Annotated in this window: 21 protein-coding genes and 1 other annotated feature; of the genes, 12 read left to right on the top strand and 9 right to left on the bottom strand. The window is 36.1% G+C overall.

Translation table 11 applies throughout. From position 1 onward, the window contains the following. Positions 1–137: 137 nt before the first annotated feature. Both DN410_RS05590 and desA read left to right on the top strand, forming a co-directional pair. On the top strand, positions 138–2,525 hold the full coding sequence (locus DN410_RS05590) for an immune inhibitor A domain-containing protein (protein WP_149175713.1): 2,388 nt from the start codon (positions 138–140) through the stop codon (positions 2,523–2,525). 366 nt (positions 2,526–2,891) lie between these two features. Next, the gene (desA, locus tag DN410_RS05585; RefSeq protein WP_149175712.1) at positions 2,892–3,923 is read left to right on the top strand and encodes a Delta(5) desaturase DesA; all 1,032 of its coding nucleotides are present in this window, start codon (positions 2,892–2,894) and stop codon (positions 3,921–3,923) included. A 137-nt stretch (positions 3,924–4,060) separates the two neighbouring features. Here the strand turns inward: desA and DN410_RS05580 are convergent, their stop codons facing one another. Then, entirely contained in the window at positions 4,061–4,408 is a 348-nt protein-coding gene (locus tag DN410_RS05580; RefSeq protein WP_149175711.1) for a VOC family protein, read from the bottom strand. Between the two features lie 250 nt (positions 4,409–4,658). Further along, positions 4,659–6,083 carry an amino acid permease gene (locus DN410_RS05575; protein ID WP_149175710.1) on the bottom strand — a complete coding sequence of 475 codons (1,425 nt, stop codon included), beginning with the start codon at positions 6,081–6,083 and terminating at the stop codon, positions 4,659–4,661. Positions 6,084–6,349: 266 nt separating this feature from the next. On the opposite strand from DN410_RS05575, the gene DN410_RS05565 reads away from it, so the two are divergent. Then, complete coding sequence (locus DN410_RS05565) at positions 6,350–7,099, top strand: IclR family transcriptional regulator (protein ID WP_149175709.1); 750 nt, start codon at positions 6,350–6,352, stop codon at positions 7,097–7,099. 76 nt (positions 7,100–7,175) lie between these two features. Beyond that, positions 7,176–8,816, top strand: a complete 1,641-nt coding sequence (locus DN410_RS05560; RefSeq protein ID WP_149175708.1) for a M20/M25/M40 family metallo-hydrolase — start codon at positions 7,176–7,178, stop codon at positions 8,814–8,816. 179 nt (positions 8,817–8,995) lie between these two features. On the opposite strand, the gene proC is transcribed toward DN410_RS05560, so the two are convergent. Then, positions 8,996–9,814: a pyrroline-5-carboxylate reductase gene (gene proC, locus DN410_RS05555; protein ID WP_149175707.1), complete on the bottom strand. Its 819-nt coding sequence runs from the start codon at positions 9,812–9,814 to the stop codon at positions 8,996–8,998. 339 nt (positions 9,815–10,153) lie between these two features. Beyond that, positions 10,154–10,364: a binding site (T-box leader), on the top strand. 146 nt (positions 10,365–10,510) lie between these two features. Here proC and proB point away from each other — a divergent pair. Continuing rightward, positions 10,511–11,614, top strand: a complete 1,104-nt coding sequence (proB, locus tag DN410_RS05550; RefSeq protein WP_149175706.1) for a glutamate 5-kinase — start codon at positions 10,511–10,513, stop codon at positions 11,612–11,614. A 40-nt stretch (positions 11,615–11,654) separates the two neighbouring features. Continuing rightward, a complete protein-coding gene (locus DN410_RS05545; protein WP_149175705.1) occupies positions 11,655–12,902 on the top strand; it encodes a glutamate-5-semialdehyde dehydrogenase in 1,248 nt (415 codons plus the stop codon). 49 nt (positions 12,903–12,951) lie between these two features. Here DN410_RS05545 and DN410_RS05540 read toward each other — a convergent pair whose 3' ends face one another. Together DN410_RS05540 and DN410_RS05535 are read right to left on the bottom strand one after the other, a co-directional pair. After that, positions 12,952–14,145 (bottom strand): NupC/NupG family nucleoside CNT transporter, encoded by a 1,194-nt coding sequence (locus tag DN410_RS05540; protein WP_149175704.1) that lies wholly within the window; start codon positions 14,143–14,145, stop codon positions 12,952–12,954. 213 nt (positions 14,146–14,358) lie between these two features. Then, positions 14,359–14,850, bottom strand: a complete 492-nt coding sequence (locus tag DN410_RS05535; RefSeq protein ID WP_149175703.1) for a DinB family protein — start codon at positions 14,848–14,850, stop codon at positions 14,359–14,361. Between the two features lie 308 nt (positions 14,851–15,158). Here DN410_RS05535 and DN410_RS05530 point away from each other — a divergent pair, with 308 nt between their 5' ends. From DN410_RS05530 to DN410_RS05505, 6 genes are all read left to right on the top strand, one after another. Beyond that, entirely contained in the window at positions 15,159–16,202 is a 1,044-nt protein-coding gene (locus DN410_RS05530; protein WP_149175702.1) for an ArsR/SmtB family transcription factor, read from the top strand. Positions 16,203–16,259: 57 nt separating this feature from the next. Continuing rightward, positions 16,260–17,474 (top strand): MFS transporter, encoded by a 1,215-nt coding sequence (locus DN410_RS05525; protein ID WP_149175701.1) that lies wholly within the window; start codon positions 16,260–16,262, stop codon positions 17,472–17,474. A gap of 97 nt (positions 17,475–17,571) precedes the next feature. Continuing rightward, positions 17,572–17,898, top strand: coding sequence for a heme-degrading monooxygenase HmoA (gene hmoA / locus DN410_RS05520; protein ID WP_071711829.1), 327 nt, complete (start codon positions 17,572–17,574; stop codon positions 17,896–17,898). Positions 17,899–17,967: 69 nt separating this feature from the next. After that, the gene (locus DN410_RS05515; RefSeq protein WP_149175700.1) at positions 17,968–18,675 is read left to right on the top strand and encodes a nucleotidyltransferase family protein; all 708 of its coding nucleotides are present in this window, start codon (positions 17,968–17,970) and stop codon (positions 18,673–18,675) included. 232 nt (positions 18,676–18,907) lie between these two features. Continuing rightward, positions 18,908–19,327, top strand: coding sequence for a VOC family protein (locus DN410_RS05510; protein WP_149175699.1), 420 nt, complete (start codon positions 18,908–18,910; stop codon positions 19,325–19,327). Positions 19,328–19,636: 309 nt separating this feature from the next. After that, complete coding sequence (locus DN410_RS05505; protein ID WP_149175698.1) at positions 19,637–20,419, top strand: class I SAM-dependent methyltransferase; 783 nt, start codon at positions 19,637–19,639, stop codon at positions 20,417–20,419. A 166-nt stretch (positions 20,420–20,585) separates the two neighbouring features. Here the strand turns inward: DN410_RS05505 and lsrF are convergent, their stop codons facing one another. Genes lsrF through DN410_RS05485 form a run of 4 tightly spaced genes read right to left on the bottom strand, consistent with a single transcriptional unit; the run spans position 20,586 to position 24,275 of the window. Beyond that, positions 20,586–21,368 (bottom strand): 3-hydroxy-5-phosphonooxypentane-2,4-dione thiolase, encoded by a 783-nt coding sequence (gene lsrF / locus DN410_RS05500; protein WP_149175697.1) that lies wholly within the window; start codon positions 21,366–21,368, stop codon positions 20,586–20,588. Positions 21,369–21,374: 6 nt separating this feature from the next. Beyond that, positions 21,375–21,737, bottom strand: a complete 363-nt coding sequence (locus tag DN410_RS05495; protein WP_000909986.1) for a cupin domain-containing protein — start codon at positions 21,735–21,737, stop codon at positions 21,375–21,377. A gap of 25 nt (positions 21,738–21,762) precedes the next feature. After that, complete coding sequence (gene lsrK / locus DN410_RS05490; RefSeq protein ID WP_149175696.1) at positions 21,763–23,325, bottom strand: autoinducer-2 kinase; 1,563 nt, start codon at positions 23,323–23,325, stop codon at positions 21,763–21,765. Continuing rightward, positions 23,325–24,275, bottom strand: coding sequence for a sugar-binding transcriptional regulator (locus DN410_RS05485; RefSeq protein WP_149175695.1), 951 nt, complete (start codon positions 24,273–24,275; stop codon positions 23,325–23,327). Before DN410_RS05485 ends, lsrK begins: the two co-directional genes overlap by 1 nt. Positions 24,276–24,449: the final 174 nt, after the last annotated feature.

The following is a 24,449-nucleotide window of genomic DNA, read 5'->3' as shown; positions in this document are numbered from 1 at the left end:
TTGTTTATTTCACATTACATAAAAAATATTTCTCAACAATTGTGCGTTAATTAAATATTGAATATTCACATTATAACGAATATTATGTTCTTATCGATAAAAAACGATAATTCTCAACAATCGGGGGAGGAAATGCATTGAAAAAGAACAAGAAGTTAAAACCTTTATCAGTATTAGCAACAGCGGCAGTGCTAAGTAGTACATTTGCTTTTGGAAGTCATGTAGCGTATGCAGAGACACCAACATCATCTCTACCAATAGATGAACATTTAATACCGGAAGAGCGTTTGGCAGAAGCGCTAAAACAACGGGGCGTAATTGATCAATCTGCATCACAAGCTGAAACATCAAAGGCTGTTGAAAAATATGTTGAGAAAAAGAAAGGGGAAAACCCTGGGAAAGAAATTTTGACAGGAGATAGTCTTACGCAAGAAGCTTCTGATTTTATGAAAAAAGTAAAAGATGCAAAAATGAAAGAAAATGAACAGGCGCAGCAACCTGAAGTAGGACCGGTAGCTGGACAAGGTGCAGGCTTAAGCACTGGAAAGTTAAATGGAAAAGTACCTACTACACCTGCGAAGCAAGAAGAATACAATGGGGATGTTCGAAAAGATAAAGTACTTGTTTTACTCGTAGAATTTAGTGATTTTAAGCATAATAATATTGATCAAGAGCCAGGATACATGTATTCTAAGGACTTTAATCGTGAACATTATCAAAAAATGTTATTTGGTGATGAGCCATTTACATTATTTGATGGATCAAAAATTAACACATTTAAACAATATTATGAAGAACAATCTGGTGGTAGTTACACAGTTGATGGAACTGTAACGGAATGGCTTACTGTTCCAGGAAAGGCTTCGGATTACGGTGCGGATGCAGGGACTGGTCATGACAACAAAGGTCCTTTAGGGCCACGTGATTTTGTGAAAGAAGCATTAAAAGCAGCAGTAGCAAAAGGGATCAATTTAGCAGATTATGACCAATTTGATCAATACGATCAAGATGGTGATGGAAATAAAAACGAGCCAGATGGTATTATTGATCATTTAATGGTTGTACATGCTGGCGTGGGTCAAGAAGCCGGCGGTGGTAAATTGAAAGATGATGCGATTTGGTCTCATCGTTCAAAACTTGGATCAAAACCATATGCAATTGATGGTACAAAATCTTCTGTTTCGAATTGGGGCGGAAAGATGGCTGCATACGATTATACAATCGAGCCTGAAGACGGAGCAGTTGGTGTGTTTGCACATGAGTATGGTCACGATTTAGGCCTACCAGATGAGTATGATACAAAGTACTCGGGACAAGGTGAGCCTGTTGAGTCTTGGTCTCTTATGAGCGGTGGTAGTTGGGCTGGAAAAATTGCAGGAACAGAGCCAACAAGTTTCTCACCGCAAAACAAAGAGTTTTTCCAAAAGAATATGAAGGGGAACTGGGCGAATATTCTCGAAGTTGATTATGATAAACTTAGCAAGGGAATCGGCGTTGCAACTTATTTAGATCAAAGTACTACAAAATCAAAACGACCAGGAATCATTCGTGTTAACTTGCCGGACAAAGATATAAAAAATATTGAATCGGCATTTGGTAAGAAATTCTATTACAGTACAAAAGGAAATGACATTCATACAACACTTGAGACACCAGTATTTGACTTAACGAATGCAACGGATGCTAAGTTCGATTATAAAGCATTCTACGAACTTGAAGCGAAGTATGATTTCCTTGATGTAAATGCGATTGCGGAAGATGGAACGAAGACACGTATTGATAGAATGGGCGAAAAGGATGTAAAAGGCGGTGCGGATACAACTGATGGTAAGTGGGTTGATAAGTCCTATGATTTAAGCAAATTCAAAGGAAAAAAAGTAAAACTGCAATTTGAATATATAACAGATATTGCAGTAGCTTATAAAGGATTTGCATTAGATAATGCCGCTTTAACTGTAGATGGAAAAGTTGTTTTCTCTGATGATGCAGAAGGGCATCCAGCAATGACATTAAAAGGTTTTACTGTGTCAAATGGATTTGAACAGAAAAAAAATAACTACTATGTAGAGTGGAGAAATTACGCTGGTTCTGACACGGCGTTACAACATGCGCGTGGTCCAGTATTTAATACAGGAATGGTTGTATGGTATGCGGATCAAAGCTTTACAGATAACTGGGTAGGGGTTCATCCAGGTGAAGGATTCCTAGGAGTAGTAGATTCTCATCCGGAGGCAATCGTAGGGACATTAAACGGAAAACCGACTGTGAAGAGCAGTACACGTTATCAAATTGCCGATGCGGCATTCTCGTTTGATCAAACGCCAGCATGGAGAGTAGATTCACCAACTCGCGGTATTTTTGACTATAAAGGATTACCAGGCGTTGCAAAATTTGATGATTCTAAGCAATACATCAACAGCCTAATTCCAGATGCAGGACGTAAGTTGCCGAAATTAGGACTTAAGTTTGAAGTAGTAGGCCAAGCTGAAGACAAGTCTGCAGGTGCAGTTTGGCTTCATCGATAAAATAATGTGAAACGAAGAGGAGCTGCTATAAGTCGTTGAAACTGACTTATAGCAGCTCTATTCTTATTGTGAAAAAGAGATTGCTATATAAATACAAATTGAAAAATACCTCTTTACTATTTAAAGAAAAAAGGTACATAGAAGTGAAAAAGCACTTTGTTTTTATGTATTTATTGGAAAAAAACCCGAATTTTCTTGGAGGAATGCTCCTTCAATCCTATTATAAGTGCTATTTTGGACGTAAGTAATGAGAAGAAAAAAGAGATTTTCACAGTATGTAATATTTTTTATATCTAGACTTAACACCTACTACTAATAGTATGCTATAATATGAACTAGCAACATAAAGGAAAGGAATTAGAGAAAATGACATTAGAAAATACTAAAAATTTAAAAAAACAAGTTGCTCCGTATGAAAAATCAACGATTAAAAAAAGTGTGTGGCAACTTATTAACACAGTCGTGCCATTTCTTATTTTATGGTACCTTGCTTATAAAAGTTTGTCTGTTTCTTATTGGTTATCATTAGTTCCATCTCTGTTAGCTGCTGGTTTTATGACACGAATTTTCATTATTTTTCATGATTGTACCCATTATTCATTCTTTAAAAGTCGACGTGCAAATAGAATAGTAGGGACATGTATGGGTGTGTTAACATTATTCCCGTTTGATCAATGGGGGCATGAACATGCGATTCATCATGCGACAAGTGGTAATTTGGATAAGCGAGGTACAGGAGATATTTGGACGCTTACAGTGGATGAATATTTGGCGGCACCATTTAGACTCCGTTTAGCATATCGTTTATATCGCAATCCATTCGTTATGTTTGGATTAGGTCCGATTTATGTTTTCTTGCTTAAAAATAGATTTAATCGAAAAGGTGCTAGACAGAAAGAACGTATGAATACTTATTTGACGAATATTATAATCGTTGCGGTAGTAGCTATACTTTGCTGGGCAATTGGGTGGCAATCGTTTCTGTTAGTACATGGTACTATATTCTTAATAGCAGGTTCAGTAGGTATTTGGTTGTTTTACGTACAGCACACATTCGAGGATTCTTATTTTGAAGAAGATAAAGAGTGGGAATATGTGAAAGCGGCAGTAGAAGGAAGTTCATTTTATAAACTTCCAAAAATCTTGCAATTTTTAACTGGTAACATTGGATTTCATCATGTTCACCATTTAAGCCCAAGAGTACCTAACTATAAGCTAGAAGAGGCACACAACAATACGCTTCCTTTAAAAAATGTACCAACGATTACTCTGGCTACAAGCTTGCGATCACTCCGTTTCCGTCTTTGGGATGAGAAAAGCAACAATTTTGTTAGCTTTAAAGACGTCAAAAATTTAGTGAAAAACAATGTTTCTATTCGAGTGAAATCTGAACTGTAATTTCATCATATATAAGACGCCCCTTAATCATTTTTGATTTAAGGGGCGTCTTTGTTTAAATAGTAGATAGATGATCCTGATAAGGAATTGCTGTTTTACTTACATTGTTGAATGAAAGCACGAATGACTATAACCGACTATTTCTCCCAAAGCTCGATTAGTCGGCCTTCAGGATCTTTAATCCAAATGAACTTTCCGAAATCACTAATTTCTTCTTTCTTTTCAAGGGGTACACCAATTTGTTCAAGATGCTGAATAGTCTCATTCATATTATGTACTTGGAAATTTAACATCACTTGTTGTTCTGTTGGAAAATAACTATCATCTTCGGTAAAGAAAGAAAAAATAGTCTCATTTCCTAATTCGGGTTTAATTACAGTTCCATTCCACTTTTCTATGTCAATCTTCAATACTGCGCTGTACCATTTTTTTACAACATCGATATTTTTAGTTCTCCAAAATATTCCCCCGAAACCTTTTATCATCGTACATAACTCCTGTCTATTTTCAAATTTTTAAGTAATATATATTCAATATATCAAAACAGCAATCGTAAGGAAAATCATTCACTTATGAAAAGTGAAAAAATACAATTACTAGCATTGTAGTGTTTTCTATACTATGGAAAATGATATCATCCATTGCAGAACTTTCCATTCAAGCAAAGGAGTATAGCAATAAAAGACCGCACATAGAGTGAAAGCAATGTGCGGTCTTTTATGTATAGGCATTACATTACATAGTTTCGCTAATTTTAGTTTCTGTTTGCGTGTTAGTAGTGACTCTTTTCTTAATCTTAAAGTGATAATAAGTATAGCAAAAGATGATAAATGGTACAGTGCAATAGATTCCTAGTCGTTGTTCTGGGATAAAGATAAGACTTATTAAGATAATGCCGTACAATCCAAAACCAAGAATTGGTACAAGAGGATAAAGCGGGGTCTTGAATTTTAAGTCCTCTAATTTTCCACCCTCAGCTAAATAATGTTTACGGAAAAAGAATTGAGAAACACAAATCGACATCCAAACAATGATTGTAATGACTCCAGAAATTGAAATAAGCCATAAGTAAACAGTTTCAGCAGCTACAACGCTAGTCAAAAGAGAAAAACCAGAAATAGCGATTGTCATGATTAAAGCGTTCAAAGGTATTCCTCGTGATGATAATTTCTTTAAAAAGGCAGGGGCCATTTCATTTTTTGATAATGACCAAAGCATTCGAGTTGCCGCATACAGTCCTGAGTTTGCGACAGAAAGAACAGCAGTAAGAATAACAAAGTTCATAATATCAGCTGCATATGGAATACCGATGTTATCAAAAACAGCAACAAATGGGCTTTTCGTTAATCCTGCTTCTTCCCAAGGAATTAAAGCAACGAGAACGAAGATTGCTAAGACGAAGAAAAACATCGTGCGCCATATAATATTTCTAATAGAACGAGGTAAAGTCTTTGCTGGATCTTCACTTTCACCAGCTGCGATTCCAACAAGTTCTGTACCTTGGAAGGAATAATTGACTGTAACCATTGTTAAAAGAATAGCGGCAAGTCCATTTGGGAATAAACCACCATGATTTACGAAATTTGATAATAGCGGAGCTGGTTCGTCGCCTTTTAAATCAATAAAACCGAACATAGCGGCGCCGCCAAGAATAATAAAAGCGATAATGGCAGATACTTTTATACTTGAAAACCAAAATTCTGTTTCTGCATAACTACGAGCAGATAATGCGTTAATGGTAAATATTGTCACGCCAAATATTAAACACCAAACCCAGACAGGAATATCAGGAAACCAGCGCTGCATTGTAATTCCAGCAGTTGTAAATTCAAGTCCAGTCGTGTTCGCCCAGCTTAACCAATACAACCATCCGATTGTAAACCCAGTTGCAGGGTTAATAAACTTGGTTGCATATTCTTGGAAAGAACCTGAAACAGGCATAGCTACAGCAAGCTCCCCAAGACAAAGCATAACGAAATACATTAATAATCCACCAGCAATAAAGGCAAGTACGGATCCACCAGGTCCAGCTTGGCTTATAATAAAGCCAGATCCATTAAATAACCCCGTTCCAATCACACCACCGAGTGCAATCATGAATAAGTGTCTACTTTTCATCGTACGTTTTAATTCATTGTTTGAATTGCTTACTTGCGTCATTGTTTTCCTCACTTTCGTAGTTGGTAGTATGAAAATCGATGTTTTCCGTATTATGGAATGTATTCCGTGATGTGAAATCTTGTTATAATTTTCAGATAATTAAAAAGAAATGTCAATATTTTTTTGTTTCCGCTTTCAAAAAAATATCGGCGGTATATTTTTATTTTTAGAAAATTGAATAAATGGATTGATTTCATTTTGAATTTTTGTTAAATTGATAGTTAATTGAGCGTACTAACAAATTACAAGTCAAGTTGAGGTGAGTTATGGTACAGTCCATTGATCGAGCGATAAGTATTATAAAGTTATTGAATTCTACTAATGAAAAAGAGTATTGGGCTATTTCTGATATAGCGGACAGAACACATCTCCCGGTTAGTACAGTACATAGGTTACTTAACTCTCTAATCGAGCATGGGTTAGTTATGCAAATTTCAGAAACGAAACAGTACAAAATTGGGCCAATGTGGATGGAAATAGGATTACGTCAATTGGAGAAGGTTGACTACAGGTCTGTTGCAAGAGAAGTGATGAAGCGGTTGGCCTTTGAAGTGGAAGAAAGTGTTTATTTGAACATTCCAAACGGAACACATTCTATTATCATTGAAAGAATTGATAGCCCTTTAAAAATTCGTGTTATCGATAACTTAGGGGAACAAATTCCTCTTTCTATTGGCGCTGCAAACAAAACGATGCTTGCCAATATGAAACAGAATGAAATGGAATACATTGTAGAACAGCTACTTTCTTCTGTACCAGAACAAAAGCAAATTCTTTTCAATCAAATAGAGCAGATAAGAAATGATGGATATGCGGTGAGTTATGGTGAAAAAACAGAAGGGACAGTTTCAGTAGCGGCACCTATTATAGGTTTTAATCATAAAGTAGTAGGAGCATTAAGTATTGGATTAATTAGTCATCGCATCAATGATGATCGATTATCTTTTCTTATTCGTAAAGTAAAACAAGCAGCTCATGAGATTTCAATAAAAATCGGCAGTACATCAGAACTATAATTTTGATAGCTGTCGTCATTTTTTATTCATATATTGGAATTGATTTTCATAATGCGGAAAAAATAGGGGGATTTATATGTCAAAGTGGCAATCAAAAGAGCAATTGGTGAAATTATTAAGCAATCTTGTTGAAATTCCTAGTATTACAGGTTCAGAAGCTGAAGTAATATTGCCAGACTTTGTTGTAGAACAATTATCTGATTTACAATACTTCAAAGAAAATCCGCATCATTTACAAAAAAATCCTACGGGGGATGGACGATATTTCGTTACAGCACTAGTAAAGAAAAGTGATAGTACGAAAAATACCGTAATTCTTGTTAGTCATTTTGATGTTGTAGATGTTCAAGATTACGGAGTGTGGAAAGAAGATGCATTTAACCCTAAAAAGTTAACGTCTATGTTCTATGCTCATAAAGATGAGCTACCAGATCATGTACGCGAAGATATAGAACAAGGAGATTGGCTATTTGGCAGAGGAACAATGGACATGAAGTGCGGCCTCGCATTACAAATGGCGATGGTTGAGCAAGCTTGTGAAGGAAGATTTGATGGGAATGTTCTTTTATTAGCTGTTCCAGATGAAGAAGTGAACTCGGTAGGGATGAGAGCTGCTGTTCCGAGATTATTAGATTTAGCAAAAGAACATGACTTAGATTATAAAACAGTCCTTAATTCAGAGCCTATGTTTTCAAGGCATCCTGGTGACCAAAATAAGTATATTTATACTGGTTCTATTGGGAAAGTGTTACCTGGTTTCCTATGCTATGGAAAAGAGACACATGTAGGCGAACCTTTTGCAGGCTTAAATGGGAGTTATATGGCTTCATTAATAACAGCAGAATTAGAGTTGAATACAGACCTTTGTGATATTGTAGAAGGGGAAGCGAGTCCTCCGCCAACTAACTTACTTCAAAGGGACTTAAAGGAGGATTATTCTGTACAAATTCCGCATCGTGCAGTCACATTGTTTAATTTGTTTTTATTAGAAAAATCAATGACAGATGTCGTTTCATTGTTACGTCAAAAAGTAACGAAAGTAGCAGAGAAGATAGAAGAGTCGTATGAAAAACATGCATATCGTTTTTCTAAATATAATCCGTTCATACCACCTAATCTCAAAGTAAATGTATTAACGTATGAAGAGCTTATCGCGTATGCAATTGAACAACATGGGCGAGAGAAAATAGATGAAATTCAATCTACTATTATAAAAAATAGAGAAGATAAAGATGATCGTGCGGTAACGATTGATTTAGTAGATAAATTAGCTATTTTATGTAAAGAAAAAGCACCGATGATTGTGCAATTCTTTGCACCGCCATATTATCCAGCTGTAAGTTCACGCAACAACCAGTTAATTAAAGAAGTAGTTGGAGAAATGGAGAAGTATGCACATTTCAATCATAATATTACATTTGAAAACCAAAACTATTTTGGAGGAATTTCAGATTTGAGCTATGTGGGCTTACAGAATCCACTAGATTCAATGAGTTCACTTGTAGACAATATGCCATTATGGGATAAAGGTTATTCGATTCCACTAAAGGAACTAGAAGAGTTTGACGTTCCAGTATTAAATATGGGGCCAGTAGGAAAAGATGCACATCAATGGACAGAGCGTCTAGATGTAAATTACGCATTTGAAACGTTATTAGACATGTTACCGATTTGCATTGAAAAATTACTTGTTTCTAATAAAATTACACAAGCATAGTAGGGAATAGGGAAGGGATACAACTAGAACCCCAAAAGAGGATTTGAATAAAGTTATTTTAATATAATTAAAAACAAAACGGCTAAACTCAACTATATTTGAGTTTAGCCGTTTATCATTTAGTTCACCTCTAATTAAATTCATGTGAATTCATAGCTAACGTGATTTCTTTTATAGTTTTACTTTTTAGTCTGACCAGATAGTTCAACAGACTTTTGTGTACAACGTTGCATAGCTGAAATGATGGCTGTTCGTAAGCCTTTTTCCTCTAATACTGCTACAGCTTCTATAGTTGTTCCGCCTGGAGAACAAACCATATCTTTCAAGGCGCCTGGATGCATTCCTGTTTCCAGTACCATTTTTGCAGAGCCTAGCACAGCTTGAGCTGCGAATTTATATGCTTGATTTCTTGGCATACCATCTAGTACAGCAGCATCTGCCATCGCTTCGATAATCATGTATACATATGCTGGTGAAGAACCACTTACAGATGTTACAACATCCATTAATTTTTCACTTACAATCTCTGATTGACCAAAACTATTGAAAATGTTTAGCACATCTTCTAAATCTTTTTCTGTCACCATTTCATTAGGGCATAATGCAGACATACCTTCTCCAACAAGAGCAGGTGTATTAGGCATGACTCGTACAACTTTTAACTTCTTATCAAAAGAATCCTCTGTACTTTTGATGCTTTTTCCAGCAGCGATCGTTACGATAATAACATCGTTTTTTATCACTTCTTTAATTTCGTTAATTATTGATGGGTATAAGTCTGGTTTAATTGATAAAATTAAAATATCAGCATTCTTAGCGACTTCATTGTTGTCAGTAGTTGTAGTTAGTCCGTATTTTTCACTAGCATTTTTTAAATTCGTCGTGTTTAAATCTGAACAAATGATTTTATTTGAAGACACTATATTTTTGTTAAGCATCCCGCCAATTATAGCCATCCCCATATTTCCGCATCCGATGAATCCAATTTGTTTATCCATAATAACTCAATTTTGCTCCTTTTATAATAAATTATATCATTTTGAAATTGTTATCTTAAAATAACAATAACATCTCTGTGTAATATAAAGAAACATTCTAAGAGAATATATACCTTTTTGCAACACTAAAAGATAAAAATTAATTATATTCGACATTATGTAAATATATACACTATAATTTAAGGCTTTATGTTTATGAGTATGAGTTTAGGTTATATCAATTTGCATTTTCATTCAGTAGGTCAATCATTTCATTTGGGAACTTGCGGCTCTATTTATTTTTAAAAACACCTCTTGACACCGAATCGAACTATATCGCATAATATAAAAAAATCAAATCGAAAATCGTTGAAGGGAAATAGTACATATGTCTTCTTGCGAAAGAGAGTGGAATTCACCGGCTGAAAGATTCCTCGTATAGAATGTATCGAACCTATCCCTGAGTCTTAAATGAAAGTTTAGGCGTTCGCCTGCGTTACAGGCACCAAGTGGATATCTATGTATATCAATTAAGGTGGTACCGCGGAACAATGACCGTTTCGTCCTTTTTATTTTATTAAGGGCGAATCGGTCATTTTTATTTTGCTCTTTAATAGGCTAGGTGCAGCACTGATAAGAATAGAAATCGCTGCAAGCTGTATGAATAAAAGTGTAATTTATAAAAAACTTTGATTTTAGACTTTGGGGGGTACAAAAATGAAAAAACAACGAATTGTTGTAAAGATTGGGAGCAGCTCCCTGGCAGATAGTCACGGAGGCATTTCAAAAGAACAACTTTCAGACCATGTTGCCGCATTAGCTCGATTGAAAGAGGAAGGGCATGAAGTTTTGTTAATTACATCTGGGGCTGTCGCTGCAGGTTTTTCGGCCCTAGGCTATCCTAGTAGACCTGTAACAATTAAAGGGAAACAGGCTGCAGCAGCTGTCGGACAAAGTTTGTTAATGCAGGCGTACACGGAGGAATTCCGTAAATATGATATCGTTACTGCTCAACTATTGCTGACGAGAAGTGATTTTTCTAGAAAAGAACAATATAGTAACGCTTACGCAACTTTAGGGGAGTTACTAAACCGTTCTGCTCTTCCAATCATTAATGAAAATGATTCCATCTCTTTAGAGGAGCTAACGTTCGGAGATAATGATATGCTGTCAGCTTTAGTAAGCGGACTTGTGTCGGCGGATATGCTTATGATTTTTACGGATGTGAACGGTCTATATGACAAAAATCCTCAGAAATATGCAGATGCGAAGAAATATTATTTCCTTCCAGAAGTTACGGAAGAAATCGCTTCTCTTGCTGGAGATGCCGGATCAAAACTTGGGACTGGCGGTATGAAATCAAAAATTGATGCGGCAAAAACGGCACTATCTCTTGGTGTGAGTGTATTTATCGGAACAGGACGTGAACAAGAGAAGTTTGTAGATGTTTTGAAGGGCAAAGGTGATGGAACGTATGTCGGAAATGCTCCTCAAAAAGAAATGAAGATGAACAAGCAATGGATTGCTTTACATTCACTTGTTAGTGGACAAATTGAAGTAGACGCCGGAGCAGCTACTGCTATCATTCAGCAAGGAAAAAGTCTTCTTCCTGCTGGTGTTACGAATGTGTCAGGATTTTTCCAAGTGGGTGAAGTTGTAGAGGTTGTAACGCAACAAGGGCGCGTAATAGGAAAAGGACAATGCACATATAGCGCAGAGGAACTAAGGGAAGTAAAAGGTATGCAAAGTCAAGATATTCAAGCAAGAGGCGAAAGGCATAGTTATGAAGTCATCCATAGGGACCATTGGGTTTCATTTTAAGATTAGAGATTAATTTGAACTTAAAAAGGAGGAAACAAAAATGAATGAAGTGTTGGCAAAAGGGAAAAAAGCGAAGGAAATTGCTAGAGAACTTGTGCTTAAATCGACAGATCAAAAAAATGAAGCACTTGTTATGGTTGCTGATCAGTTGATAGCAGAAACAGCTTATATTTTAGAGGAAAATAAACGTGATATTGAAGAAGGGAAGGCGAAAGGATTTACTGATGCGCTTCTTGATCGCCTTATGCTGAATGAACAGCGTATTGTTGATATGACAGAGGGAATTAAGCAGTTGATTGATTTACGGGATCCTATTGGTGAATGTGTAAGTGCATGGGAACGACCAAATGGACTATCTATTCAGGAGATGCGCGTACCACTTGGTGTTGTTGGGATGATTTACGAGGCAAGACCGAATGTGACGGTGGACGCAGCTACAATTTGTTTGAAAACAGGAAACGCAGTAATATTACGCGGTAGTTCCTCTGCTGTTCATTCTAACAAAGCCATCGTTGCCGTTATTCACCGAGCACTCAAACAAACGAGCTTGCCTGAAGAAAGCGTACAGCTTATAGAAGATACAACGCGAGATAGCGCGAAGCAGTTATTTACATTAAATGATTATTTGGATGTGCTTATCCCAAGAGGTGGCAAGCAGTTAATTGATACTGTAGTAAGAGAAGCGTCTGTTCCAGTACTTGAAACAGGTGCGGGAAATTGTCATGTTTTTATTGATGAAACAGCGGATAAACAAATGGCATTTGATATTATTATAAACGCAAAAACGCAGCGTCCATCTGTATGTAATGCAATTGAAACGATTGTACTTCATGAGAAGTGGGCGCAGCAATATGGTAGCGAGTTGTTTTCTAGATTGAAGGAAAGAGGCGTGGAGCTACGTGGTGATCAGAAAGCAATGGCAATTGATTCTTCGATTGTACTTGCTTCAGAAGAAGACTGGGAGACAGAATTTTTATCTCTCACGCTGGCGGTTAAAGTAGTTTCCTCTATAGAAGAAGCGATTCATCATATAAATACGTATGGATCTATGCATTCTGAAGCGATTATTACAGAGAACGAGGAAAATGTCAGCAAATTTTTCACTTCTGTGGATGCCGCGGCACTTTATCATAATGCATCGACGCGTTTTACTGATGGATCTGAATTCGGGTTCGGAGCAGAAATTGGCATCAGTACACAAAAGCTACACGTAAGAGGACCAATGGGGCTTCCAGCATTAACTTCGACAAAATATGTGATTCGTGGAAATGGACAAATTCGAAAATAATAATAAAAGACACTCAATTGGCTTGGGTGTCTTTTATTTTAAAAAGTATTTACCATACAAATAGTCCAACAAGCATTGCGCTTAATAAAGAAACAGCCATTCCGCTCACAAGAAGCTTCCAAACATTTTTCCCGATGACTGATGATTTTTCGCCACCAAATAATGAATTGTAAGTTCCATAAATCATACCCACTGTACTAAAGTTAGCAAAAGAAGCTAGAAATGTTGTTGCAACCGCAACTGTATGCGGTTGTAAAGACTTTAAGTTTGATTTTAAATTCATCATTGCAACAAATTCATTCGTTGTTATTTTAATCCCCATTAATTCAGCTACATACATAGCTTCTTTTCCTGATAAACCGAGTAAAAAGGCAAAAGGACTAAAGATAATGGAGAAGATTTTTTGAATTGTTAAACCTGTTACAAAAAATCCTAAAATCCCATTTAAACATGCTGTTAAAGCTACATATCCAATTACCATAGCTAAAATAACGATAACCATATTCATCCCGACTAACATACTGTTTGAAATAGTAGAAAAGAAATCCTTTTTTTCATGTTTGGAAGGTGAATAAACGACATCTTCTTCTGCTGGGACTTCTACAGGGTTTAAAACATTGGCTAAAATTAATGCGTTAATACAGTTTAAAGGAATAGCACTGAAAATATATGTTGCTGGAACCATTGATAAATAAGCACCAAGAATGGATCCGCTTACGCTACTCATACTCATAATTCCAAAAGTCAACAAACGATTTTCTTTTAACACAGATAATTGATCACGAACAACCGCAAGTGCTTCCGTATTTCCTAAAAACATCATTTGAATGGAAAAGAAGCTTTCTAATTTTGGTAAACGAGAAATCTTTGAAATAATTGCACCTACTTTATCAATAATCCAAGTTAAGATTCCGAAATAAGAAAGAATATCGAAAAAAGTAATAACGAAAATGATAGGAAGTAAGGCGCTAAAGAAGAAATCAATGTGTGGACTGTCCATAGCTGAAGGAAATGCAAATCGAATACCTTCATTCGCACATGCTAGTAGCCAACTGAAAAATGACGCTATTTTATTAATGATAATACTGCCTAGCTTCGTGCCTAACATAAACCACGTAATAAAAAGCTCCAATATGATGAGAATTACAATTGGTCTCCATTTTATATGTTTTTTATTAGGCGAACATAAGAAAACGATTAATATGACAACGAAAATCCCTAACATATTTAATATGAAATACATGTCAACCACTCCTTGAGGCTTATTATTTGTATATAAAAAAGCCTCTATTCTTCCAAATTTGGATTATGATCAGAAGTTATGAAGAATGTAAATGATGTTTGGGATTCATGTATTTTAATTTGCTTTATTTTGAGCAATCGCAGTAATTACAAAACAAGTAGCTATTTTCAATAGTTTTGTTGCATGTTAAGCGTAAGCAAATGTAAACATCGTTTATAAATAAGAACGATGAGTTGGCCATGAACCTTGGAGTTTCCGAAGTTGTATAATTTGTCCGGTATGATAAGCATCGTGTAAAAGAATATTCAAATATTGTTGCCAAACTGGTAGAGAAGGGCTTAGTTGATCCAGTTCTGCTTCTTGAAGGGATGTTAATGCAGATTGTAAGGCATCATGTACCTGAAGCGTTCGCTTCACTGTTTGTTGCCAAGCGTCATCGTCATTAGGTTCACCTTGGATAAAGGTTTCATCATTATTTTGTGGAGCAACAAATGTATCATCTTCATGTAAGCGGGAAAGTAGGCGCTCTTTAAAGATTAATAAATGGTTCGCATTTTCCCAAATCGTATTACTGGCAGCACCTTCTGGTTGCCAACATGCTTGTTCAGCCGTAAGATTCTTTAACGCTTCTGATATTGGTGGGTACCATTCTTCTTCGTAAAAAACTTGTTGGACTCCATTTTGCAACATTTCTTTTCTTCCCATTCGTATAGCCTCCTGTTCATTTTTCTTAATGAAATAAATTCTCTTTTCTTTTCAATACACCTTCTCTATAGCTGAACAAGAGAAAGAAATGCAACGTATAACAGATATTTTCACAAAAGAATCTTCCTTATTAATATGACATTTAACAATCTACGTTTTCATTAAGTCAGAATGAAAACGATTATAGATTTTTTTCTATTTGTTCTTTGATCAAATTATTTTTTGAGTTGTAATAAAATTCTAAAAAAATAGAAGGAATAATTCGATGAAAATAGAATTTAATACGTAACAAACAAGGAGGGGATAAAATGGAAGTCTTTCATGTAACGAGCAGAAAAAGGGAAACATACAACGTTCAAGTAAAATATTCGATACTTTTCGAATGTGCACTTGGCATTGCAGCGATTACTCATAAAAGGTTAATTGATACACTTGAAAAGTCTCAAAGTGAATGGGAAGAGATTAGACAATCATTAACAAAAGAGATGAGAGAGCAATTACAGTTTGTAGAAGAACATAATACGTGGAAAGCGTTGCTTCAGTTGTTGTATGAAGGGGATTTTCAGGATTTATTGCAGTTTAAAGTAAAGGTTGATTCGCTCTCAGAAGAAGATTTGAAGTTTATATGTTTACCGTTTTTAGGGGAGAAGTATCAAGAGAAAAGAACTTTAGCGGCAAGTGGAAACATAACTGCAATACATGAACTAATGGAACTGACACAAGAACACCAGTTTTTCTCTACTTATATTCGTTTTATATGTGATGTTGATGTACAAGTACTGAAATCTCATTTAATCGCTGTTATGACAGGTTGGTATGAGAGCGTTATTAAGAAAGAGGAAGAAGAACTACTTTCTATATTAAAACGAGACTATGAAGCAAAGAATGAAATGAATAAAAAAATGAAATCAGAAGAGTTTGTCGAGTGGGCCACTGGCGGTGTGAACTATATGCCAGAGCCAAGTGTTCATCACGTACTTCTTATTCCGCAAATGACATATAGACCGTGGAATATTGAAGCCGATATTGAAGATACGAAAGTGCTTCATTATCCAGTTGCGAATGAAAGCATTCATCCTGAAGATCCGTATGAACCAAATTATTTTTTAGTTCAAAAGCATAAAGCGCTTGGGGATGAAGCGAGGTTACGGATTGTAAAAATGTTGTTCGAAAAAGAACGTACATTGCAGGAAATTACAGAAAGATTGCAACTAGGTAAATCGACAGTACATCATCATTTGAAACTGTTACGTGCTGCGAAGTTAGTTGATATACATGACGGAAAGTATGTATTGAGGAAGAAAGCAGTTCAGTCGTTAGCGAAAGAATTAGAGGCGTTTCTAAATAGATAATATACAACGAGAAGGTACGTAAAGGGAGGAATTTAAGAGGAAAGTTGGCGAGCTATAGTGAAGAGTGTATTGAAAAATCGTTCATTCTTTTATATGTGGATAGGTAGTGCGATTTCAGAATTAGGAGGGGCTTTTGGGACGTTATGTAATTCAATTTTAGTATATGAGTTAACAGGGTCAAAAACAGCATTAAGCAGTATGTGGCTACTATATTTTATCCCGTCACTCATACTGCAATTAATAAGCGGACCATTTATTGATAAATGGAGCCGGAAGTGGATAATGATTTTTTCTCAATGGGCGCGGGCAACGGTTTTCTTACTACCTTTAATCATGCTAATTAGTAGCAGTATAGAAGTTTGGCACGTGTATGTCGTTCAAATTGTAATCGGGCTCATTACGCCCCTTTATACACCTGCAAGTCAAGCAATCACACCGAGCATTGTAAGTAAAGAGCACCTTCAAGATGCAAATGGCTATATTGATGGAATGACTCGTCTTATGATGTTCCTTGCGCCAGTATTAGGTGGTATCGTTATTAAGTTTATTGGGATCAAATTAACGATATTTTTTGTTTGCGCTTGTTTATTTATAAGTGGCGGTTTGTTATTTTTTATAAAAGAAACAAGAGTAAAACAAGAACTAAGAAAAACGTGGCTTAAACAGTTTCTTCACGGTTTTACATATTTTTTCACAAAACCAATTATCGTTTGGCTCGGTGTCTTTCTTACTTTCGTTCAATTTGGAGTAGGAGTAACAATGGTCACAAACCTTCCTTATATAAGAGATGAGCTGTCAGCGGGATATGCGGAGTTTGGTTATTTTATGGCCGGTTTCCCGCTTGGCTATGTAGTTGGATCCATACTAGTCGGAAAAGTAACATATAAAAGTCGGCGTATACTTATGCTGGGAGGATTGTTTGTAGGAGGGCTCACATACATTTCACTAGGGCTTAATCAAAGCATTATCATTGCGATATTAATCGAAGTAATAGCAGGTATTTGCATTGCATTTTTCAATACTCATAACACGACAATATGCCAGCAATCAGTTCCAAACAATATGATAGGAAAAGTATTTTCAGTGCGATTATTTTTCATACGATCTGCTATGCCGTTAGGTGTGTTATTAGGGGGCATACTGAGTGAAATGTGGGGAGTGAGAGCACTATACTTTATCATAGGATCGATTATATGTATCACTTCTTTAATCGGGATATTACTTCCGTATTTTAAATTTTTAGATGAGCCGATCGAAGAAAAATCTGCATAATTCTAAAAATTTGAAACTTTATAATTGAAAATAATTATCATAATCAACTATAATAGAAGAATACTAGTATTCGTATAACAAAGAAGGAGTGGAATATATGTTTATTGAAACGAAAACATTTACAGTCAAAGAAGGTACTTCAAATATAGTTGTAGAACATTTCACTGGAGAAGGTATTATTGAAAAATTCGAAGGCTTTATCGATTTAAGTGTTCTTGTGAAAAAAGTAAGACGCGGCGACGAAGAAGTAGTCGTTATGATTCGCTGGGAATCTGAAGAAGCTTGGAAAAACTGGGAAACGAGTGAAGAACATTTAGCTGGACATAGAGCGAGCCGTGGTAAACCAAAACCGGATCATATTATTAACGTTGAACATGGTGTTTATTATGTGAAATCATCGAAGGCAGCTTATCAGCAGTCGTAAAATATAAGTAGAGGATGCATGTTGTAGAAGCAAACATGTATCCTCTTTTTTAGTGTGTGGGGGATGGGAATGATAGAAAGTATTTTATTCATTACAAATGAAAAACATAAAAAATTAGTGCAAACAATAGTAGCTGAAATCGTATCTAAAGAAAAGGTAAATGGATTCATGCTAATTGGATCTGTCGCAAGAGGCGATGCATATCCTGAATCTGATTTAGACTTCTATATTCTTTTAGAAGACGGACAAAAGAAGAAATTTCATTCTGAAACGAGAGAAGATATTTTAGTTGAATACAAGAGTGCAGATTTTATTCAAATTCAAGTAAACTTTAAAAACAATCCGATGGAACTATACTCATTTCTAGAAGGGAAAATTTTGTTTGATAAAAGCGGTGAGTTAAAAAAGTTAAAGGAAATAGCTACATATGAATTTGAAAACTATCGTGTTTCTAGCGACAAAGTGAAAGGCATTTCTCATTGGTTGCATAGCTCGCTTATTAAAATTCAATCTGCTTTGAAAGCAAATGATGAGTTAAAAGCTTCATACATAGTTCATACGTCAACTTGGACATTGGTAGAAGGGATATGGGCTATTAATAATAAGCCAGTACCTCCAGCTGGATCTGTTTTGAAGTATATACAAACGCTATCGAATAGACCGAATCATTTTGACGAGTTGATAAATAAATTGTTTTTAGGGGATGCACGAGAGCGTATCTCTTCAGCAATTTTCTTGATGGAGTGGATATTAATGAATTTGGAGAGTAAAAAATAAAACGAACATGATTGCCAATTTTAATCGGTAAATACATACCCCGTTTCAAGACGTTCACATAATTTCATTCACTATATTTTAAAAGTTCCATTGAAAAAATGTTCTAGACGATAAAAAAAGGTATTAGACTATTACAAAATGAACAATTGAATACAACCCCTTTATTATTTAGGTGCTACTAATATGGGTTAATATACTATTGTATAACCCTTGTTTAAAAGGAGATGGGTACATGAAGTTGAATCATTTAAATCTATGTGTTGATGATTTATCAGAAGCGAGACATTTCTTTGAAACATTTTTTGATTTTCAATTTTTGGAACAAAAAGGGAAGGCACTTGTAGTGATGAGTGATGAGAGTGGATTTATACTTGTGTTAAGTGATCCGAAAGCGTTTAAGGGAAGTAAGGAAGTTACGTATCCGGAAGCTTTTCATATTGGTTTTTTAGTGGAAACTGTAAGTGAAGTTGATCAAGCGTATAATCGTTTAGTAGCTGGGGGGATTGAAATAGATAAGGAACCTTATGCAATGAGAGGGAGTAGTTATGGTTTTTATTTTACAGTATTTAACGGCTTATTAATTGAAGTGTCATGTATTGACTATAAAGATGGTAAGAAAATTTCAAAATGTAATGATGCTCATCAAGCGTAATTGTTTGAAAGTTCTTTTCGTCCTTTTAATAGGGCGGTAAATAAGCGTTTATCGTAAAAATCGGTAGGGCGTTCGAAAGTCATTCGTTTCATGATCATTCCTCCTTTATTTTGTTTTCCTATTTAATTATAACTGAAATGACCATTGTTTTTAAAATATAACCAATTATTTGAAAAGTGAGGAAAATAAAATACTTATGCGTTAAAATAATAATAGACTACCATTTATTAACTATCGGTAGGTCAATAGGATAAGAGTGTAAATAGTTAAACTTTAAATGCAACAAGATATTTAGGAGGAATAATCATAATGGATACAACACAACAAAACAGTAATGCATGGGATAAGAAGGTTGAAGAAGGTTCTAGATACACGCAACCTGTAAGTAGCAACGTTATTGAGAAAAGTAAATCAGGTGAGTGGGAAATTACAGTCACTACGGAAAAATCAGTTCCTAGAGATTGGTTTCCAAAGTCATTAGAAGGGTTAAAGATACTTTGTTTAGCATCAGGTGGAGGGCAACAAGCGCCTGTTTTGGCTGCTGCTGGAGCAGATGTAACAGTTACTGATATATCTAAGAAGCAATTGGAACAAGATGAAAAAGTAGCAGAGCGGGATGGATTAACTTTAAAAACAGTGCAAGGAGATATGTCAGACCTTAGTGATTTTGAAGATGAATATTTTGATATTGTCGTAAATCCTGTTTCTAATTTGTTTGTAAAAGATGTTCATCTTGTATGGAATGAGATTTCAAGGGTTTTAAAGAATAAAGGTATTCTTATTTCTGGATTTACAAATCCGTTACTATGGATTTTTGATGATAACGAAGAGAGAAAAGGTATTCTTGATGTGAAACATTCCATCCCTTCATCAACATTGGATTATTTGCCAGAGGATGAAGTTCAAGATTATATCAATTCAAATCAAACAATAGAATATGCTCATACGCTAGAAGACCAAATCCAAGGTCAAGTTGCAGCTGGATTTGTAATAACAGGTTTTTATGAGGATGATTTTGGTGGAACAAGGATATTAGATAAGCATATTAAAACTTTTATTGCGACAAAAGCTATAAAATTAAAGATTAATTAAAGATTTTGGGTTGTTACATAGGGCATTACATTAGTAACAGTAAAAGTAAAAGTTCAATATATGTCAAAAAGGATGGCACTTGCCATCCTTTTCTTTATGTATTTTGAGAGTCAAATGAAGTTTTACACCTATTAACTGAACAAAATACATAGTCCGTCTATTTACATTAATTTTTTACATCTTCATATAACTGGAGCGCCTCTTTCACATTCAATCTATTTTTCACAATACCATGTATTGCTTGAATCATTGCAGCTGGATGTTCGGATTGCCATATGTTTCGGCCCATGTCTACGCCGATTGCACCTTCTTGCAGTGCATTGTACGTAATGTTTAATGCGTCTTCGATTGAATCTAGTTTCGGTCCACCGGCGATTACGACTGGGGCAGGGCATGTGCTCGTTATTTTTTCGAATCCTTCGCAGTAGTACGTTTTAATAATGTCAGCGCCCATTTCAACACATACACGGGAAGCAAGTGCTAGAAAGCGAGCTTCACGTTTTTGTAATTCTTTTGCGACAGCGGTAATGCCGAGTACTGGTAATCCGTAATCGTGAGCTTCTGAAACTACGTTTGCGAGATTCGTAACCGTTTGTGTTTCATAGTCGGACCCGACGAAAACAGAAACACCGACGCCAATTGCATTTTGTTTCACTGCTTCTTTTACAGGTGTAACAATTGTTTCATTCGCTAAGTCTTTACCGACGACAGTAGCTCCGCCTGATACACGCATAACCATTGGTGTACTGCAGTTTTCAGGAATGCAGGAGCTAAGTACACCGCGCGTTAAAAAGAGGGAATCTGTATAAGGGAGTAAGTTTTTAACTGTCTCAAGTGGTTGTTCTAGTCCGTGAATCGGTCCTAAGAAATAGCCGTGGTCTATCGCAAGCATAACCGCTCTGCCATCAGGTAAAATTGTATTTAATCGATTTTTAAATCCCCAAGTCATTAGGAATCACTCCTTCGTTAATGTTGGATTTTCCGTTTGTACCGTATCTTTATTTGGTAAATGTGGTGACTTTATAAAAACTGCTTTAAAAGGTTTGTCAGAATGGTTAATAAGATAGTGAGATTCATGAGGGCGAACTTGCAGGACATCCCCTTGTTTAATTGGAACTCTTTCATTATTCACATAGAAATCTATTTCACCTTCTAATGCATAGAAGACTTCTTCGCACGTTGTATGATAATGGTTTTGAAACTCTTGCCCAGGCTGAATGACAACAAGGCCTAAATCAATATTCGGTCCTTGTATTAAATATTTCGGCCCGTTATCACCGAAGCGATAGGAGAAATCATTTTCATTCGCTTTTAACATACATTTCACTCCTTTATGTAATATGTTACAGAGCGCCGGGGGCAATCCACATATGTGAGGTGAGCCCTTTATCGGCTAAAGCGAGCTGACTGTCATACACAGTTTTCCATGTTTCATAGAACTCCTTATAAAGTTCGTGATTTTCAGTGATTGGTTCAAATGTGTATTCCCATTGTACAAACTGTTCGGCAGTCTCTTCCATAGATTTATATATTCCAGCGCCAACTCCAGCAGCAATTGCAGTTCCTAACGCAGCTGCTTCTTTCACAACTGGTACTTTTACAGGGATGCCGAGTACGTCTGAAAGAATTTGTGGCCATAGTTTTCCTTTAGCTGCACCTCCAGCAAAAACAACTTCAGAAGGGAATGTACCAGTGAGGTTTTCTATTAATTTTAAGTTTCCGAGTGTAACGAAAGCAGCATTTTCTTCAATAGCGCGGAACATTTCTTTCTTACCGCATTTTTCTGCGTCTAAACTTAAATTTAAAAAAGAAGGTGCGGCATGACGCCAAGAAATGTAGTTCATAACGTTTGAAAAAGTAGGGATAATGCCATGTGACCCGGTCGGTACGTCTTTCGCTTGTTCTTCTAATAATTCATATGCATCTACACCAAGTTTTTCAGCGAGTTTCTTTTCTTCTTGACAAAAAGCATCTCGAAACCAGCGCATAACGAGACCAGGGAAAAAGGCGATTGTTTCATATTGCCATAAGTTCGGAACGACGTGACAATTTACGCGAATTGCAGCATGTGGATCCGTTATTGGCTCTGTAATGTTCACTTCTTGTTGCCAAAAACTCCCCCCGCATATGAATGTTTGATTCGGCTTAACAACTCCAGTTCCGAGTGATGCCATTTGAGCATCACCGCCGCCAGCGACGACAGGAATCCCTTCTCGTAAATCAGTTAATACGGAACATTCTTTTGTAACAGTACCAATCACAGTGCCAGCTTCATTTACTTTTGGTGAAAAAGGCAAAGTGAGACCGCACTCTTTAGCGACATTGTTATCCCATACTCTATTTTGTAAGTCAAAAATACCGGACGTACATCCGTTGGAAGAATCGATTTGTAGTACGCCGCTTAATTTATACAAAATCCAGTCGTTTAACATCGTAAAAGAATGAATATTACTATAGACGTATGGCTCATGTTTTTTAATCCAAAGTAGGCGAGGTAAAGCACCTAATGAAAAGGTTTGGCCAGATTTTTTATATAAATCTTCCTCCAGATGTGCCCGGATTTCTTTTAGTTCGCTAACTTCAGCGGACGCACGTCCATCAACATTTGCACAGGCCCATATTTCTTGCCCGTTTTTATCGTATAAAACGAAACCTTCCCGCATACTTGTAGCACTAATAGCTTGAATAGAAGAGGGGGATATATTACTTTTTTGCAGAACATCTTTTGTGCATTCTTGTACAAGCTGCCAGTTTTCTTTCACATCAAAATTCATTGAGCCTGGATAACGAGGGTCAGATTTGTGAATCCATTCTTTTTGACTTACTGCAATTTGATTACCGTGTAAATCAAAAAGAACTGCTCGAATGCTTCCTGTACCAGCATCGAAAGCTAACAAAGTAGACATTAAGAATCACCGTCCTTAAGTAATAAAGAGAGTGCTGTTTCTTCATCAGTAATTAATGTATGAATAAACTTTCCTTTTAAAGCCCCATAAATGGCATCTATCTTTTGAACACCTCCAGCAACACCAACGACATGATTCATGTTACGCAAAATAGAGAGAGGCGTGCCAATTAGGCGATTGTGATGCGGAAGCTCTAATAAATTGCCAGTCGTATTATAAAACTGTCCTAAAATATCGCCAACGCCGTTTTGACTACGAATATATGTCATTTCACGTAGTGTTAATTTTTCTTCTTTCACAATAGTGGCATCTTGAGATAAACCGCCAATACCTACAACTGCCATTTGAGCAAGTGAAGCGACATGAAGCATATCTTTCACACTCGGTTCTGATAGAATGCTTTGTGCCATTTCGGTTGTAGACGCTAGAAAAGGAGTAGGGATAATGTAAAGGTCTCCTTGCATGTAGTGTAAATAGCTTTGTTTTCTTGGGAGATAGTGGTTTACTCCGCCTGTTAGCGTTACGATTGAAAGGTTAATAGAACTTTCAAAATGAATGTTTTCTAGCATTTTACTTATCGTTTCGCCCCAGCCAATCCCGAGTAAATCGCCTTGCTGGAGCTGAGTTTCTAAATATTGTGCAGCAGCTTTTCCGAGAGAAGCAGCATAATCGTCTATTGGAGTAGGGATAATGAAAGCATCTTTTAAATGGAATTTTTTCATTAGGTCACGTTCAATGCTTAAACAGTGTAAACCAGTTCCTTTTATGTGAAATGTTACGATTCCTTCACTGCGTGCTTTATCTAATAAGCGAACGACTTTATTTCTTGAAATGTGAAGAAGTGAAGCGATCTCTTGTTGTGTTAATTGATCTTTATAATAGTACCAAGCTACTTTTGTTAATAAATTTTCTTCAAAGTTCAGCTGTGTCATACTCTTCATCCCTTTCAACAATTGACCACTGCTTAAACATATGTGCCGTATATTTTGTTTATTCCAGTTGAAACGATTAATAGTCTGGTGAAAAAAGTGTTCTAGATATGAAAAAAGGAATATACAATGCTACAAAACAAGTAGAACAAATAATCATTTTCTCAAAAAATGTTCTGCATAAAGGCAGGTGAC

Origin of the sequence: Bacillus sp. SH5-2 (genome assembly GCF_008368905.1) — a bacterium.
Lineage (GTDB): Bacteria > Bacillota > Bacilli > Bacillales > Bacillaceae_G > Bacillus_A > Bacillus_A luti.
The sequence above is the reverse complement of the archived record's forward strand: the minus strand, read 5'-3'. Positions and strand labels throughout refer to the sequence as shown.

Excerpts from the sequence above, each read along its gene's own strand:
- desA (WP_149175712.1), top strand. The coding sequence starts at position 2,892 with ATGACATTAGAAAATACTAAAAATTTAAAAAAACAAGTTGCTCCGTAT.
- DN410_RS05580 (WP_149175711.1), bottom strand. The coding sequence starts at position 4,408 with ATGATAAAAGGTTTCGGGGGAATATTTTGGAGAACTAAAAATATCGAT.
- DN410_RS05575 (WP_149175710.1), bottom strand. The coding sequence starts at position 6,083 with ATGACGCAAGTAAGCAATTCAAACAATGAATTAAAACGTACGATGAAA.
- DN410_RS05565 (WP_149175709.1), top strand. The coding sequence starts at position 6,350 with ATGGTACAGTCCATTGATCGAGCGATAAGTATTATAAAGTTATTGAAT.
- DN410_RS05560 (WP_149175708.1), top strand. The coding sequence starts at position 7,176 with ATGTCAAAGTGGCAATCAAAAGAGCAATTGGTGAAATTATTAAGCAAT.
- proC (WP_149175707.1), bottom strand. The coding sequence starts at position 9,814 with ATGGATAAACAAATTGGATTCATCGGATGCGGAAATATGGGGATGGCT.
- proB (WP_149175706.1), top strand. The coding sequence starts at position 10,511 with ATGAAAAAACAACGAATTGTTGTAAAGATTGGGAGCAGCTCCCTGGCA.
- DN410_RS05545 (WP_149175705.1), top strand. The coding sequence starts at position 11,655 with ATGAATGAAGTGTTGGCAAAAGGGAAAAAAGCGAAGGAAATTGCTAGA.
- DN410_RS05540 (WP_149175704.1), bottom strand. The coding sequence starts at position 14,145 with ATGTATTTCATATTAAATATGTTAGGGATTTTCGTTGTCATATTAATC.
- DN410_RS05535 (WP_149175703.1), bottom strand. The coding sequence starts at position 14,850 with ATGGGAAGAAAAGAAATGTTGCAAAATGGAGTCCAACAAGTTTTTTAC.
- DN410_RS05530 (WP_149175702.1), top strand. The coding sequence starts at position 15,159 with ATGGAAGTCTTTCATGTAACGAGCAGAAAAAGGGAAACATACAACGTT.
- hmoA (WP_071711829.1), top strand. The coding sequence starts at position 17,572 with ATGTTTATTGAAACGAAAACATTTACAGTCAAAGAAGGTACTTCAAAT.
- DN410_RS05515 (WP_149175700.1), top strand. The coding sequence starts at position 17,968 with ATGATAGAAAGTATTTTATTCATTACAAATGAAAAACATAAAAAATTA.
- DN410_RS05510 (WP_149175699.1), top strand. The coding sequence starts at position 18,908 with ATGAAGTTGAATCATTTAAATCTATGTGTTGATGATTTATCAGAAGCG.
- DN410_RS05505 (WP_149175698.1), top strand. The coding sequence starts at position 19,637 with ATGGATACAACACAACAAAACAGTAATGCATGGGATAAGAAGGTTGAA.
- lsrF (WP_149175697.1), bottom strand. The coding sequence starts at position 21,368 with ATGACTTGGGGATTTAAAAATCGATTAAATACAATTTTACCTGATGGC.
- DN410_RS05495 (WP_000909986.1), bottom strand. The coding sequence starts at position 21,737 with ATGTTAAAAGCGAATGAAAATGATTTCTCCTATCGCTTCGGTGATAAC.
- lsrK (WP_149175696.1), bottom strand. The coding sequence starts at position 23,325 with ATGTCTACTTTGTTAGCTTTCGATGCTGGTACAGGAAGCATTCGAGCA.